Here is a 13,604-nt window from a genome sequence, read left to right as displayed (position 1 = left end):
CTGCAAGTTATAGCTTGTAGCTTGTAGCTTGTAGCTTGCAGCTTGCAGCTTGCAGCTTGCAGCTTGCAGCTGAAAACTTGCCGCTGCTTTTACAAAAACACAAACTTGGCAATAAAGATCGCGCACAGCACCCACAGGCTCACGGAAATCTCGCGGTACTTGCCGGTGCCGGCCTTGAGCGCCACGTAGGTGATGAAGCCCAGGGCAATACCGTCCGCGACCGAAAACGTCAGCGGCATCATGATCGCGGTGACGATCGCCGGAATGCTGTCGGTGGCTTCATCCCAGTTGATATGCGCCATGCTCGCCATCATCAACATTGCCACGTAGATCAACGCCCCGGCGGTGGCGTAGGCGGGAATCATGCCGGCCAGCGGCGCGAAGAACATCGCCGCCACAAACAGCACGCCTACCGTTACAGCGGTCAGCCCGGTACGGCCACCGGCTGCAACGCCGGCGGCACTTTCCACGTAGCTGGTCACTGGCGGCACGCCGACCATGGCACCGAATACACTGGAAGCACTGTCGGCCTTCAGCGCGCGGGACAGGTTGTCGATCTTGCCGTCGGCGTTCACCAGGCCTGCACGTTGCGCAACGCCCATCAGTGTACCCGCCGTGTCGAACATGTGTACAAAAAGAAAAGCGAATACCACGCTGATCATGCTCACATTGAACACACCCATCACGTCCATCGCCATCCAGGTCGGCGCCAGGCTCGGTGGGGTGGAGAGAATGCCGTTGTACTGCACCAGGCCCAGGCCCCAGCCCGCCAGCGTCACGGCGATGATGCTGATGAGGATCGCGCCGAACACGCGGTGATAGCTGAGAATGGCGATCAGCAGGAAACACACCGCCGCCAGCAACGGCGCGGGTTCGTGCAGGGAGCCAAGCTTGATCAGGGTCGCCGGGCTGTCGACGATGATCCCGGCGGTTTTCAGACCAATCACGCCGAGGAACAGGCCTACCCCGGCGCCCATGGCGTGGCGCAGGCTCACGGGAATACTGTTGAGCAGCCATTCGCGGATGCGCGACAGGGTCAGGATCATGAACAGCACGCCGGAGATAAATACCGCGCCGAGGGCGGTCTCCCAGTTGTAGCCCATGGTGCCCACCACGGTGTAGGTGAAAAACGCGTTCAGGCCCATGCCCGGCGCCAGGCCCACCGGCCAGTTGGCGTACAGGCCCATCAACAGGCAGCCCAGCGCGGCGGCGATGCAGGTGGCGACGAACGCCGCACCGTGGTCGATGCCCGCATCGGCCATGATGTTGGGGTTGACGAAGATGATGTAGGCCATGGTGATGAAGGTGGTAAGGCCGGCGATCAGCTCGGTCTTCACTGTGGTGCCATGCAAGCGCAGTTTGAACAGGCGTTCGAGCCAGCCGTGCTGCGGCGGGCTGAGATCCAGGGTTGGGGCTTCGGTTTTGCGGCTATCCACAGCGAGTACTCCTCAATCGTTTTATTGTTATTTCCAGCGCCGATCACATGAGTGGGCGACAGCGCTTTGAGGTGCTGGCGGGTTTTGTTGACTGATAGGTCAGGAACTCGCACGAAGCGAATTATGCTTTTGTATACAAATAAAGCAAATAATGTTTTCGATTATTGACGCGGAAAGGGATGAAAGGCCATCTTCACAGCGGGCGAGCGGATTTATTCTGTGCGATGTCTTGAAACAAACCGTCGATACCCGCACTTTGTGGGCGCAAGCGTTCGTTCAGGGCGCGTCAAGCGGCATAAGGGGAGCCCATGTACAAGGTTTATGGCGATTACAAATCGGGCAACTGCTACAAGATCAAATTGATGCTCAACCTGTTGGGTATTGCGTATCAATGGATCGATATCGATATTCTCAAGGGCGACACCCAGACCCCTGAGTTTCTGGCCAAGAACCCCAACGGCAAGATCCCGGTGCTGGAGCTGGAAGACGGCACCTGCCTGTGGGAGTCCAACGCGATTCTCAACTTCCTCGCCGATGGCAGCGACTTCTTGCCGAGCGAACCGCGTTTGCGCACACAAGTGTTGCAGTGGCAGTTCTTCGAGCAATACAGCCACGAGCCGTATATTGCCGTGGCGCGGTTCATTCAGTTCTACCTGAACATGCCGCCGGATCGTCTTGAGGAATACAAGACGACCCACAAGGGCGGCTACAAGGCGTTGCGAGTGATGGAGCGCCAGCTGCAAGCCACGCCGTATCTGGTGGGCGAGCACTATTCGATTGCCGATATCGCGTTGTATGCCTATACCCATGTGGCCCATGAAGGCGGGTTTGACCTGGCGCAGTATCCGGCGGTGCAGGCGTGGTTGAAGCGGGTGGCCAGCCATCCTCGGCATGTCCCGATGCTGGACTGATCATGCAATTAAAAGGCGCGGGCAAGCCCTGATGTAGGAGCGAGCTTGCTCGCGAAAAACTCACAGGCACCGCGTTCATTCAGGAAGCACGCGTTATCGTTGACGTTTTTCGCGAGCAAGCTCGCTCCTACAGAGGGTGGTGTTCGCCAAGCCCTCTCCGACCTTTAGCTCAATGGTGAGTCAGCTAATTTTTTATTCAGCAGGTCAAAGCAGCGCTGCGCTGCCGGGCTCAATGCCATCCCACTGCGACTGATCAACCCGATCTCCCGGTTCACGCCGGGATGATCGATGTTGATCCGCTTCAACCCCTCCAGGCTGTCCGCCGCCGATTCCGGCAGCACACTGATGCCCAACCCTTGGCGCACCAATGCCAATACTGTCGACATATAGTTGGCTTCCATGCCCGCGTTCAGTGTGAGCCGTGTCTGGTCAAACAGCGCGTCCACTTGCTCGCGCACGCTGCTGTCGCGTCCGGTGAGGATGATCGGTTGGTCTGCCAGTTGCTCCAGGGTCAGTGATCGATAGCGCGTCAGCCCATGGTTCAGCGGCACAAACGCGCACAACCGATCGTTCAACACCGGCACGAAGTCCAGGCCATGACTCAGGCGCGCGCGCACGCCGATGCCGAAATCCACGTCGCCGGAACGCACCTGGGCATGTATGCGATGGGCCACGAGGTCATGCAGGCGCACTTCAATCCCGGCGAAGCGCTCGCGAAACAGGCGCAACACCGGCGGCAGGCTGCCGGCGCACACCGAGGGCAGGGCGGCGATGGTGACCACACCCCGGCGCAGGGCGGCCAGGTCGCGCGAGCCGGTGACGATGTTGTCCAGGTCCAGCAGCAATTTTTCCATGGGACCACGCGCCGCCTGGCCGGCGGCGGTGATGCTCACATGGCGCGGGCTGCGGTCGAGCAGCGCGACGCCGAGCCAGTCTTCCAGCTGCTGGACTTGCACGGTGAGGGCTGAGGGAGATAGGTGCAGCTCGTTGGCGGCCTTGGTGAAACTGCCGGTGCGCGCAACGGCGAGGAAGGCCTGGATGTGCTGAATGCTGTTTTTCATAAGGGCCGCTTCGTTTTGTTTTTCCGAACATACCATGCCGAATATTCCAATTTACAAAGACTGACCCGCTTCCAATACTCCAGGGAAAACAATAACCGGCCACCAAGGCCGCTCTGGAGTACCCCATGCTCGCAACCCTGGGTGTCATTACCATCCTCTGCCTGCTTGCCGCCGTCATGAGCAAGCGCCTCTCGCCCCTGGTGGCCCTGATTGCCTTGCCGATCATCGCCGCGCTGATCGGTGGGTTCGGCCTGCAAACCAGTGGGTTCATCATCACTGGCATCAAAAACGTCGCCCCGGTAGTGGGCATGTTTGTGTTTGCGATCCTGTTCTTCGGGATCATGACCGACGCCGGCATGCTCGACCCGATCATCGATCGCATCCTGCGCACGGTCGGCACGCGTCCTACACGGATTGTCGTCGGCACCGCGACCCTGGCGCTGCTGGTGCACCTGGACGGTTCCGGCGCGGTGACCTTTCTGGTAACGGTGCCGGCGATGTTGCCGTTGTACACCCGGCTGGGCATCGACAAGCGCATTCTGGCCTGCGTCTGTGCGATGGCCGCCGGGGTCAACTTCCTGCCGTGGACCGGGCCGGTGCTGCGCTCGTCAGCGGCCTTGCATGTGCCGGTGGCCGACCTGTTCCAGCCGCTGATCCCGGTGCAGATTGTCGGGTTGATCTTCGTGTTCGCCTGCGCCTGGTGGCTGGGCCATCGGGAAGAAAAACGCCTGGGCCTGGGCGTCGGTTCCCGCGTGGACGCGGTGCCGCAACGGGTGCTCAGTGACGACGATATCAAGCTGCGCCGTCCACGGCTGTTCTGGGTCAACCTGGTGCTCACCGTGCTGGTGATGGTGGTGATGATCGCCGGCTGGGTCGACCCGGTGGTGATGTTCATGCTCGGCACCGTCGTCGCGCTGTGCATCAACTACCCCAATGTCGAGGCCCAGCGCGCGCGTATCGACGCCCATGCGAAAACGGCCCTGACCATGGCCAGTATCCTGCTCGCCGCTGGGGTGTTTACCGGGATCATGCAAGGCACCGGCATGCTCAAGGCGATTGCCGAAGTGGCGGTGGCGCAGATTCCGGCCGGCCACGGCAAGCTGATTCCGGCTGTGGTGGGCTTTATTTCCATGCCATTGAGCATGTTGTTCGATCCCGATTCCTACTATTTCGGCGTGATGCCGGTGATCGCCGAAGTCGGCAAGGCGCTGGGCGTCGACCCGCTGCAAGTGGCACAGGCCTCGTTGCTGGGCGTGCACACCACCGGCTTCCCGGTCAGCCCGCTGACCCCCGCGACCTTCCTGCTGGTGGGCCTGTGCAAGATCGAACTGGCCGATCACCAGCGCTTCACCATTCCTTTTCTGTTTGCCGCGTCGGTGCTGATGACCCTGACCGCGCTGCTTTTGGGCGTTATCTAAGAGGAGTTATCTGAGATGAAAACCTTGCGCATCGGCGCCGGCGCCGGCTACTCCGGTGACCGTATCGAACCCGCCGTGGAACTGGCCGAACAGGGCGACCTGGATTACCTGGTGTTCGAGTGCCTGGCCGAACGCACGATTGCCCTGGCGCAACAGGCGCGTATCAGCGATCCGGCAGGTGGCTACGACCCCTTGTTGAGTGAGCGCATGCACCGGGTGCTGCCCTTTGTCGGGCGTCACCCAGGTCGTCGGCGTCTGCGCGTGATCACCAATATGGGCGCGGCCAACCCGGTGTCGGCCGCCGCCGAAGTGCGGCGTATCGCCAATGAGTTGGGCGTGAACCTCAAGGTGGTGGCGGTGGTGGGCGACGACGTGTTGCAGGTGTTGCGGCCCGAGCAGTTGCTGGACAACGGCCAGACCCTGGGCGCACTGGGTGAACGGCTGGTTTCGGCGAATGCCTACCTGGGCGTGGAGGGCATCCTTGAGGCCTTGCGCGCTGACGCCGATGTAGTGATTACGGGGCGTGTGGCCGACCCGTCACTGTTTCTCGCGCCGCAGATGTTTGAATTCGGCTGGGCCGCCGATGATTGGCTGCGCCTGGGCCGGGGCACTCTGGTCGGGCATTTGCTCGAGTGTGCGGGGCAGGTCAGCGGTGGTTATTTCGCCGACCCAGGCTGCAAGGACGTGGATGACCTGGCACGCCTGGGCTTTCCGTTGGCCGAGGTCGACGCCGACGGTAATGCCTTGATTACCAAAGTGGCGGGCTCCGGGGGGCAGGTCAGCCGCGCCACCTGCAGCGAACAATTGATCTACGAAGTGCACGACCCGGCGGCCTATTTGACCCCGGATGTCACGGCCGATTTTTCACGGGTGGGCTTCGTCGAGGAGGGCATTGATCAGGTGCGTGCCCAGGGGGCCGACGGTCGTGCCCGGCCTGAGCAGCTGAAGGTCAGTGTCGGTTATCTGGATGGCTGGATTGGCGAAGGACAGATGTCCTACGGCGGTCCAGGCGCTGTCGCGCGGGCGCAATTGGCGCGGAAGGTGGTGCTCAAGCGTCTGGAACTGACCGGCGTGAAGATGCAGGACGTGCGCGCCGAGTTGATCGGCATGGACTCATTGCATGGTCCGCGCAGCACTGTCGAGCCCTGGGAGGTGCGCCTGCGCGTCGCTGCTCGTTGTGCGGATCGCGGCGACGCCGTGCGCGTCGGCAATGAAGTGGAAACCCTCTACACCAACGGCCCGGCCGGCGGTGGTGGAGCGAGCAAGAGCGTGCGCCAGGTGGTGGCGGTGGCGTCGTTGCTGCTGCCCCGAGGCGACGTCAAACCGAGGATTGAAGGATGAAACTGCACACGCTGGCCCATTCCCGCACCGGGGACAAGGGCGACACGTCGAACATCTCGATCATTGCCTATCGCGCCGAAGATTATCCGTGGCTGTGCCAGCAGCTTACGGTGGCGCGTGTTACCGAGTTCTTCGCCGATTTGCTGGAACCAGGCGCTGCGCCGGTCCGGCGTTACGAGTTACCCAATGTACAGGCGCTGAATTTTGTGTTGCCGGGCATCCTGCGCGGCGGCGTGACCCGCTCGCTGGCGCTGGATGCCCATGGCAAATGTCTTGGGTCGGCGTTGCTGGACCTGGAGTTGCCAACACCGAACTGAATGTGGGAGGGGGCAAGCCCCCTCCCACAATGGATCTTCGCAGGTCTGTCAGATCGCGGCGAAGCGCTTGTCCAGGTAATCAATGATCACCTTGGAGTCATACATCCAGGTGGTCTGGCCGTTTTCTTCGATGCGCAGGCACGGCACCTTGATCTTGCCGCCTTGCTCCAGCAGGGTCTGGCGATCCTGCGCGTTGTTTTTCGCATCCTTGAGCGCGACCGGCACATTCAGGCGATGCAGGGTGCGCCGCGTCTTCACGCAGAACGGGCAGGCATGGAACTGATACAAGGTCAGGTCTTTGGCCGCTGCGTTCACCTGCGCCTGTTGTTCAGCGGGGCGCTGCTTTTTGCGCGGGCGGGTCAGGAAGTCGCCGGCGATGATGATCTGGCCGAGGCCGACTCGAAGTGCTTTGACGAACATGGCTGAAAGCCTCTTGCCCATGGAGAAGGGGTCGCAGCTTACCTGAATTTTGCGGGCGAAAAAAAACCGGCGATGAACGCCGGTTTTTCCTACACAGCCACTTACTTGATCAGGCTGAGAAATTCGCTGCGGGTGGCCGCGTTGTCACGGAACTCACCGAGCATCACCGACGTGATCATCGACGAATTCTGTTTTTCCACACCGCGCATCATCATGCACATGTGCTTGGCCTCGATCACCACCGCCACGCCGAGGGCGCCGGTCACTTCCAGCACCGCATCAGCGATCTGGCGGCTGAGGTTTTCCTGGATCTGCAGGCGACGCGCATACATGTCGACAATCCGCGCGACCTTCGACAGGCCCAGCACTTTGCCGCTCGGGATGTACGCCACGTGAGCCTTGCCGATAAACGGCAGCAAGTGGTGTTCGCACAGCGAGTACAACTCGATGTCCTTGACCAGCACCATTTCGCTGTTGTCGGAGCTGAACAAGGCGCCATTGGTGACTTCTTCGAGCGTCTGTTCATAACCGCGGCAGAGGTACTGCATTGCCTTGGCGGCACGCTTTGGCGTGTCGAGCAGACCCTCGCGGGAGACGTCCTCGCCGAGTTGGCCGAGAATCGCGGTGTAGTTTTGTTCCAATGTCACAGGACTGTTTCCGTATGGGTTTCAGAGCGGTACGGTGTATGCCTGTACCAATATGAAGCGTTGTTACCGCGCCGATATCGCAGTGTGCGCTGGTGATTGGCGCACATAGTAGCGTAGGTATGGCGACAGGTGTATTCCCGGACGAAGCCGATGTTAAAGTCGGCCTCCAGTGAGGAGTATGTGATGACGCCACGGGAACGAAGTATTGCTGAGCGTGCCGTTGGCTTCGCCAAGGCGAATCGGACACGAATTGCCATGGATTTGGCCTGCTTGACTCGCTATCCCGGTGAAGAATATCCCGTCTCGGTTTTTATGGCGGGTTCTCCTGGCGCCGGTAAGACTGAGGTCTCGAAGTCCTTTGTCAATTTGATGGAGGCGCATGGGGCCAAAACGCTTCGTATCGACCCTGACGACTTCAGGGATTATTTTCCTGAGTATAACGGTGCGAATTCGAGCCTGTTTCAGCGCGGCGTAACCGTCATGGTGGAGCGGGCCATCGACCTCGTTTATCAGCAGCGACAGTCATTTCTTCTGGATGGGACTCTCGCGAATCTCGACGTTGCGCGAAAAAACATCCAGCGTGCGCTCGGCAAGAAAAACCGGTCAGTTCAAATCATGTATGTGTATCAAAAGCCGGAACTGGCATGGGAATTCGTGCTTGCACGGGAGGCCATTGAAGGCAGAAATATCCCTTGCGTGGAATTTGTTCGCCAGTTCTATGCATCCAAGGCGACGGTGTGCCAATTGAAGCGCGAGCTTCTGGGGAACATCCAGGTCGATGTGATTCTCAAGGATACTGACGGGACCGATGCAGAGGTTGGTATTGACCTGTCAACCGACGAAATTGACGAACTGGTCAGGCAGCCCTACCATCCTGAATAACTTGAGCAAATGTTGGCCGGAGTAGCCCCATGAAAGGCGAAATTACGGAAACACTGGAAAAATACCCTTCTACAACCATGTCCGACTTTTTCCGAAGCTGTTCGGTGGAGGAGAAGCGTGCGGTCTATCGAAGCGCAGCCAATACTGCAATCACGATGCAAAAAGCCGTGATTTCACTGGCAAGAGAGAAGAAGGCTAAAGAGTTCGCCGGCGAATAAAGCCCGGATTTTCTGATTGAAAGCCCAGCCCGAGTGCTGGGCTTTTTGTCTGTTACTCGTCGCGCCCCTCCATCATGGTGCGCTTGAGCATCACATACACCGCGCCGGCCCCGCCGTGGCGGGCCTGGCAGGAGGTAAAGCCGAGCACCTGGGTGTGCTGGCGCAGCCAGGTGTTGACGTGGCTCTTGATCATCGGCCGCTTGCCGTCCAGCCGCACGGCCTTGCCGTGGGTGACGCGCACGCAGCGGATTTCGAACCTGGTGGCTTCGGCGAGGAAGGCCCACAGGGTTTCCCGGGCCTTCTCCACGGTCATGCCGTGCAGGTCGAGGCTGCCCTCGAACGGGATCTGGCCGGCCTTGAGCTTGCGCATCTGGCTTTCCTGCACCCCGTCGCGGGCCCACATCAACTCGTCTTCGGGGCCGACATCGATCACGAACTGATCCGACAAACCATCCACGGTGGTGGCATCGGTGCGCACGGTCGCGGCCTGACGCAGCTTGGCGATTTGCGCCCGATCAGCCTTGGGTTTGCCGGTGTCGGCGCGGTCGTGCTTGATCGGCTTGACGCCGCGCAGCTCGTTCTTGAACAGGGAAAAATCGTCGTCTTGCATGGCAGCCTCCGCGCAGGGCGGGCAGTTTACCTAAATCGCGGCGGCTGCGGCGTGGCAAATACTATCCAAGCGCCATTAGTCGTGCTTTTTCATCAGGTGCGAGGCGATATTCAACGACAACGGCTGGCGCATTTTCCGACGGCTGCTGCGCCATAGCCATACACCCAACCACAGCACCAACAGCCCGATCCCCAGCAGGATCGCTGAACCACCAGGGCTGGCATTCAGTTCGCCAAGTGCCGGCGAATGCCCAAACAGACCGGCGCCACCAGCGCCAGCCAACAGCAGACCTACGATCGCCAGCAGCGCGGCAATGCCCGCCACCAGGCGCAGACGCCAATTGCTCGGGCCCTTGGGGCGCAAGCGACGAGCATCAAAACCATCGGATATCTTCATTCCGACCTTTCCTCCAGGGTATCGGCCCTTCGACCGGAAGATACACAGGTTGTTCCTGTGCCCGAGGCAAATGCGCGAAATGAGCAGGCTTTGCGGATGAGCGGGGCAATGAACTGGGGCACACCGCTCATCAGAGAGACGATCAGATCAGATCTTTGGTCAATGCCAGGGTCGCAAAGTTGTCGGCCATGATGGCCATTTCAGTTTGCTGCACATGTTCGGCACTGAGCACGCCACCCGTGTAGGGCAAGTCGCGTGTAGCGCAGGCATCTTCCACCAGGGTGCAGCGAAAGCCGAGGTTCTTGGCGGCACGTACCGTGGTGCTGACGCTTGAATGACTCATGAATCCGCAGACGATCAGGTCCAGCGAACCCAGGTCCTGCAAGTGTTTTTCCAGGCCGGTGCCGTGAAAGGCGCTGGGCAGCAGCTTGCCGATAATGGTTTCGTCGCCTTCAGGCTCGAGGCCGGGGATGAATTCGCCGCGCTCGCCTTGCGGATCGAACAGGCCGCCGACGGTGCCCAGGTGGCGCACATGCACAATCGGCCGTCCGGCGTTGCGCGCAGCGGTCACCAGTTGCTTGATGTTGCCGACCGCCGCGTCCATGCCCGAGAGGGCGAGTGGGCCGCTGAGGTATTCCTTCTGGGCGTCGATGATCACGAGGGTCGCATGGGCAAGGTTGGCAGCTGCGTAACCACGACCGCTGAGTTGAAACATCGTCTTTGGAACGGACATTCTGGGGCTCCTGTGAGGGGGGCTTTTGCGACATTGTCCACTGGCTGAGCGGTTCTGTGAATCGCTACCATCGTAAGGTACGCCGTTGCTGGCGTGCAGCCATGTCAAGAGGGTGGCTTGTTTAAGTCATTAGGGGTGATTTGGATGAAATCCGACATACGGCAGCGGTGTTTCGTACATCGTCGGTACAGATGAACGCTGTTAGAATCGCCAGTCGTTTTTTCCAGGAGTCTGCCCCGTGATCACTTCCCGCCTGCGCACCTTGCGCGACCATATCCGTTGGGCTGTCAGCCGTTTCCATGGGGAAAACCTGTTTTTTGGCCACGGCACCGACAATGCCTGGGACGAAGCCCGGCAACTGGTGCTCGGCGCCCTGCATCTGCCGTGGGAAATTGCCGACAGCTACCTGGACTGCAATCTGGAAGAAGAGGAAATCTCCCACGTGCAGCGTTTGTTGCATCGACGTATCCATGAGCGCGTGCCCACGGCCTACTTGCTCAAGGAGGCGTGGTTCTGCGGCATGTCGTTTATTGTCGACGAGCGCGTGCTGATTCCGCGCTCACCGATTGGCGAACTGATTGAAAACCGCTTCGAACCCTGGCTGGCCCAGCCGCCGGCGCGCATTCTCGACTTGTGCACCGGCTCCGGTTGCATCGGCATCGCCTGTGCCTACGAATTCCCCGAGGCTGAAGTGGTGCTGGGCGACTTGTCCTTCGAAGCCCTCGAGGTGGCCAACCAGAACATCGAGCGCCATGGCGTCGATGAGCGCGTCTATACCGTGCAGGGCGACGGGTTTGACGGGCTGCCGGCTCAGCGCTTCGATCTGATTGTGTCCAATCCGCCGTATGTGGACGCCGAGGACTTTGCCGATATGCCGGACGAATACCAGCACGAACCGGAACTGGGTCTGGCGTGCGGTAACGACGGCTTGAATCTGGTACGGCGGATGCTGGCTGAAGCGGCGGACCACCTGACCGAGAAGGGTTTGCTGATTGTCGAAGTGGGCAACAGCCAGGTGCATGTTGAAGCGCTGTACCCGGAAGTGGATTTCGCCTGGCTGGACTTCCAGCGGGGTGGGCATGGGGTGTTCATGCTCACCGCTGAGCAGTGCCGCCAGCATCAGGCCGTCTTTGCCGCGCGCGTTTAACTCGGTCAATGTGGGAGGGGGCTTGCCCCCGATGAGGCAGTGTCAGTAAATGCATTGTTGACTGACACACCGCTATCGGGGGCAAGCCCCCTCCCACATTTGATTGCATTCCAGTCTGTTACCGGTGCGTGGCAATCCAGATCAACAGCCCCGCCTGAAACACGGTAAACGCCACCAGACAGGTGATGGTAAAGCGCAGCCCGCTGTCCTCGCGTTTGAACTTGAGGACCTTTTCCTCTTCCTTGCGCAGCTTCACCTCCTGCTCGGCCAGGTTGTGCTCGGCCTGTTGCAGCATCTGCGCAGCTTCGAGGATTTCCACGAATTGCACCTTCTCGGTGTTCCAGCTGTCCAGCACATCGCTGACTTTGCCCGGCTGTACGTTGCCCTTGAGGTGTTGCACGTCGGCATAGGCCACGTCAAAACCCTGGACGCGCAGGAAGTGATCGCGGCGCAGGCGCGTGGCTTCGTTGAGCGCGTCCTTGTTGGCCAGGTCCACGCCATCGACGCGGTAGTGTGACCACTTCTTTTTGGCCCATGCGGCGGCCTGGGCCACCAGGAAGCGGCCGAGACCGCGGTTGGCCGGTTCGATTTCCAGGCTGTTGCCCGGGCCGAAGTGCACGCGATGTTTATCGTGATCCACCCAGATATCCAGCTGGTTCTGCTCACGCCGTACGCGCTGGCCGGGCAACTGGATCACCAGGCGCAACAGACTGTGATGCGAATCATGGCGCTCGGCGTAACCGAACTGCACAAACCGCAAGGGCCGCGCGCCGGTCGCACGGTCGATGGCCAACGGGGCGAGGCGCAGCATCTTGAAATGTTCGGCGTGTACGTCCGCCCATGGCAGCGCTGCTGCGGCGGCGGCCTCGGTTTCAGCCGGAATATCGGCGTTGGATTCTGGTGTTGCTTCAGTGGTTGTCATGCGGCGCGATCCTGTCCAAGCCCTGCGGGCCGACAGTCTTTTTACTGTCGACCCTGGGCTTATCGGCCGTTTTCCCCAGGACTGGAGGCCAATTGCCGCTTAACGGGGGGCAAGTTCGTTGATAAAGCGCACTGCCCGCTCGCCCAGCTCGGCGGCGAGGGGCAATTTCGGGTCGTTGTAGGACGCCAGTTGTTGCTTGACGTTGTTGGGCACGATGCGCATCACGTGGTTCATGCCTTCGATCACGGTCAACTGTGCGTCGGGCTTGGCTTGTTTCAGCTGCCGGGCATCGCCTACGCCGACCTGTATGTCGTTGGTGCCCTGGATGATCAATGCCGGCATGCTCAAGCGGGCAAAGGCTGCCGAGGGGTCGGCGCGGAACAGGCTGATCAGATAGGGCTGCACGCTGGGTCGGAAAATACCTTCCAGCGGGGGTGGCACATCGTCATCCACCTGGCCGGCCTTGAGGTGGTCGAGAATTTCGTTGCTGCGCAGCAACAGGGCCGGTGGCAGGTGATCGGCCAGTTGCTGGCGAATCACCTGGTCGACCGGGCGGGCGCTGCCGGACAACGAAATCACCCCGGCCGGGTTCAACTGCGGCGCGGCGAGGGCGGCGACCAGCGCGCCTTCGCTGTGGCCCAGCACAATCAACGGGCCCATGCGCTTGTCGGCCTTGAGCAACTTGCCCCAGGCCACGGCGTCGGCCACGTAGGCGTCGAGGGTCAGGTTGCGCTCATCCGGGGTCGCGGCAAGGCTGGCGGCCACGCCGCGTTTGTCATAGCGCACGCTGGCGATATTGTGTCGGGCCAGCACCCAGGCCAGGCGCTTGAGGCTGTCGTTGCGCGCGCCGTCGGCGCTGTTGCCGTTGCGGTCGGTGGGGCCTGAACCGGCGATGATCAGCACCACCGGCACGGGCTGGTCGGACTGCGGCAACAGCAGCGAGCCAAACAGCTCGCCGCTGCCGGTGTCCAGGCTGATGGGCCGTTGCAGCACGACAGGGGAGGCGGCCTGGACCGCGGCGGTAAACAAGGTGAGGGTGAACAGCAGAACTCGCAGCATCATCGCGCCATCATTGGAGAGGTGCCGGTTGGACCAACGTCTACCGGTAAGGTTTCGAGGATGAACTAGTCGGTTAGCCTGCGTAT

General features: G+C 60.7%; 16 protein-coding genes. 7 read left to right on the top strand and 9 right to left on the bottom strand.

The window, feature by feature from the left end:
* Nucleotides 1–89: 89 nt before the first annotated feature.
* Nucleotides 90–1,436 carry an NCS2 family permease gene (locus tag BFQ04_RS07485; RefSeq protein ID WP_065950257.1) on the bottom strand — a complete coding sequence of 449 codons (1,347 nt, stop codon included), beginning with the start codon at nucleotides 1,434–1,436 and terminating at the stop codon, nucleotides 90–92.
* 308 nt (nucleotides 1,437–1,744) lie between these two features.
* Between BFQ04_RS07485 and BFQ04_RS07480 the strand changes: the two genes are divergently transcribed.
* The gene (locus tag BFQ04_RS07480) at nucleotides 1,745–2,347 is read left to right on the top strand and encodes a glutathione S-transferase family protein (protein WP_065950256.1); all 603 of its coding nucleotides are present in this window, start codon (nucleotides 1,745–1,747) and stop codon (nucleotides 2,345–2,347) included.
* Between the two features lie 164 nt (nucleotides 2,348–2,511).
* Here the strand turns inward: BFQ04_RS07480 and BFQ04_RS07475 are convergent, their stop codons facing one another.
* Nucleotides 2,512–3,408 (bottom strand): LysR family transcriptional regulator, encoded by an 897-nt coding sequence (locus BFQ04_RS07475; protein WP_065950283.1) that lies wholly within the window; start codon nucleotides 3,406–3,408, stop codon nucleotides 2,512–2,514.
* Nucleotides 3,409–3,533: 125 nt separating this feature from the next.
* On the opposite strand from BFQ04_RS07475, the gene BFQ04_RS07470 reads away from it, so the two are divergent.
* From BFQ04_RS07470 to BFQ04_RS07460, 3 genes are read left to right on the top strand one after another with little or no spacing between them, the layout of a single operon-like run.
* Nucleotides 3,534–4,826: a CitMHS family transporter gene (locus BFQ04_RS07470; RefSeq protein WP_065950255.1), complete on the top strand. Its 1,293-nt coding sequence runs from the start codon at nucleotides 3,534–3,536 to the stop codon at nucleotides 4,824–4,826.
* 15 nt (nucleotides 4,827–4,841) lie between these two features.
* On the top strand, nucleotides 4,842–6,167 hold the full coding sequence (locus BFQ04_RS07465) for an acyclic terpene utilization AtuA family protein (protein WP_065950254.1): 1,326 nt from the start codon (nucleotides 4,842–4,844) through the stop codon (nucleotides 6,165–6,167).
* A complete protein-coding gene (locus tag BFQ04_RS07460; protein WP_065950253.1) occupies nucleotides 6,164–6,484 on the top strand; it encodes an AtuA-related protein in 321 nt (106 codons plus the stop codon). The genes BFQ04_RS07465 and BFQ04_RS07460 overlap by 4 nt, the downstream gene beginning before the upstream one ends.
* 48 nt (nucleotides 6,485–6,532) lie before the next feature.
* On the opposite strand, the gene BFQ04_RS07455 is transcribed toward BFQ04_RS07460, so the two are convergent.
* Nucleotides 6,533–6,904, bottom strand: coding sequence for a glutathione S-transferase N-terminal domain-containing protein (locus BFQ04_RS07455; protein ID WP_065950252.1), 372 nt, complete (start codon nucleotides 6,902–6,904; stop codon nucleotides 6,533–6,535).
* 101 nt (nucleotides 6,905–7,005) lie between these two features.
* Entirely contained in the window at nucleotides 7,006–7,551 is a 546-nt protein-coding gene (folE, locus tag BFQ04_RS07450) for a GTP cyclohydrolase I FolE (protein WP_057721411.1), read from the bottom strand.
* 183 nt (nucleotides 7,552–7,734) lie between these two features.
* Between folE and BFQ04_RS07445 the strand changes: the two genes are divergently transcribed.
* Nucleotides 7,735–8,433 carry a zeta toxin family protein gene (locus BFQ04_RS07445; protein WP_065950282.1) on the top strand — a complete coding sequence of 233 codons (699 nt, stop codon included), beginning with the start codon at nucleotides 7,735–7,737 and terminating at the stop codon, nucleotides 8,431–8,433.
* Between the two features lie 29 nt (nucleotides 8,434–8,462).
* The gene (locus BFQ04_RS07440; RefSeq protein ID WP_065950251.1) at nucleotides 8,463–8,651 is read left to right on the top strand and encodes a hypothetical protein; all 189 of its coding nucleotides are present in this window, start codon (nucleotides 8,463–8,465) and stop codon (nucleotides 8,649–8,651) included.
* 52 nt (nucleotides 8,652–8,703) lie between these two features.
* Here the strand turns inward: BFQ04_RS07440 and BFQ04_RS07435 are convergent, their stop codons facing one another.
* The 3 genes from BFQ04_RS07435 to BFQ04_RS07425 all read right to left on the bottom strand — a co-directional run bounded on the left by BFQ04_RS07435 (nucleotide 8,704) and on the right by BFQ04_RS07425 (nucleotide 10,390).
* Nucleotides 8,704–9,261, bottom strand: coding sequence for a Smr/MutS family protein (locus tag BFQ04_RS07435; protein ID WP_065950250.1), 558 nt, complete (start codon nucleotides 9,259–9,261; stop codon nucleotides 8,704–8,706).
* Nucleotides 9,262–9,336: 75 nt separating this feature from the next.
* Entirely contained in the window at nucleotides 9,337–9,657 is a 321-nt protein-coding gene (locus BFQ04_RS07430; RefSeq protein WP_065950249.1) for a hypothetical protein, read from the bottom strand.
* Nucleotides 9,658–9,799: 142 nt separating this feature from the next.
* Nucleotides 9,800–10,390, bottom strand: a complete 591-nt coding sequence (locus BFQ04_RS07425; protein ID WP_065950248.1) for a cysteine hydrolase family protein — start codon at nucleotides 10,388–10,390, stop codon at nucleotides 9,800–9,802.
* A 238-nt stretch (nucleotides 10,391–10,628) separates the two neighbouring features.
* Here BFQ04_RS07425 and prmB point away from each other — a divergent pair, with 238 nt between their 5' ends.
* Nucleotides 10,629–11,537 (top strand): 50S ribosomal protein L3 N(5)-glutamine methyltransferase, encoded by a 909-nt coding sequence (prmB, locus tag BFQ04_RS07420; RefSeq protein ID WP_065950247.1) that lies wholly within the window; start codon nucleotides 10,629–10,631, stop codon nucleotides 11,535–11,537.
* 118 nt (nucleotides 11,538–11,655) lie between these two features.
* Here prmB and BFQ04_RS07415 read toward each other — a convergent pair whose 3' ends face one another.
* Together BFQ04_RS07415 and BFQ04_RS07410 are read right to left on the bottom strand one after the other, a co-directional pair.
* Nucleotides 11,656–12,459 (bottom strand): hypothetical protein, encoded by an 804-nt coding sequence (locus tag BFQ04_RS07415; protein WP_065950246.1) that lies wholly within the window; start codon nucleotides 12,457–12,459, stop codon nucleotides 11,656–11,658.
* Between the two features lie 99 nt (nucleotides 12,460–12,558).
* Nucleotides 12,559–13,521: an alpha/beta hydrolase gene (locus BFQ04_RS07410; protein ID WP_065950245.1), complete on the bottom strand. Its 963-nt coding sequence runs from the start codon at nucleotides 13,519–13,521 to the stop codon at nucleotides 12,559–12,561.
* Between the last annotated feature and the right edge of the window lie 83 nt (nucleotides 13,522–13,604).

This window comes from Pseudomonas sp. 37 R 15 (assembly GCF_900004865.1).
In the GTDB taxonomy this organism is placed as follows: Bacteria; Pseudomonadota; Gammaproteobacteria; order Pseudomonadales; family Pseudomonadaceae; genus Aquipseudomonas; species Aquipseudomonas fluorescens_AM.
This window is presented reverse-complemented; position numbering and strand designations above follow the sequence as displayed.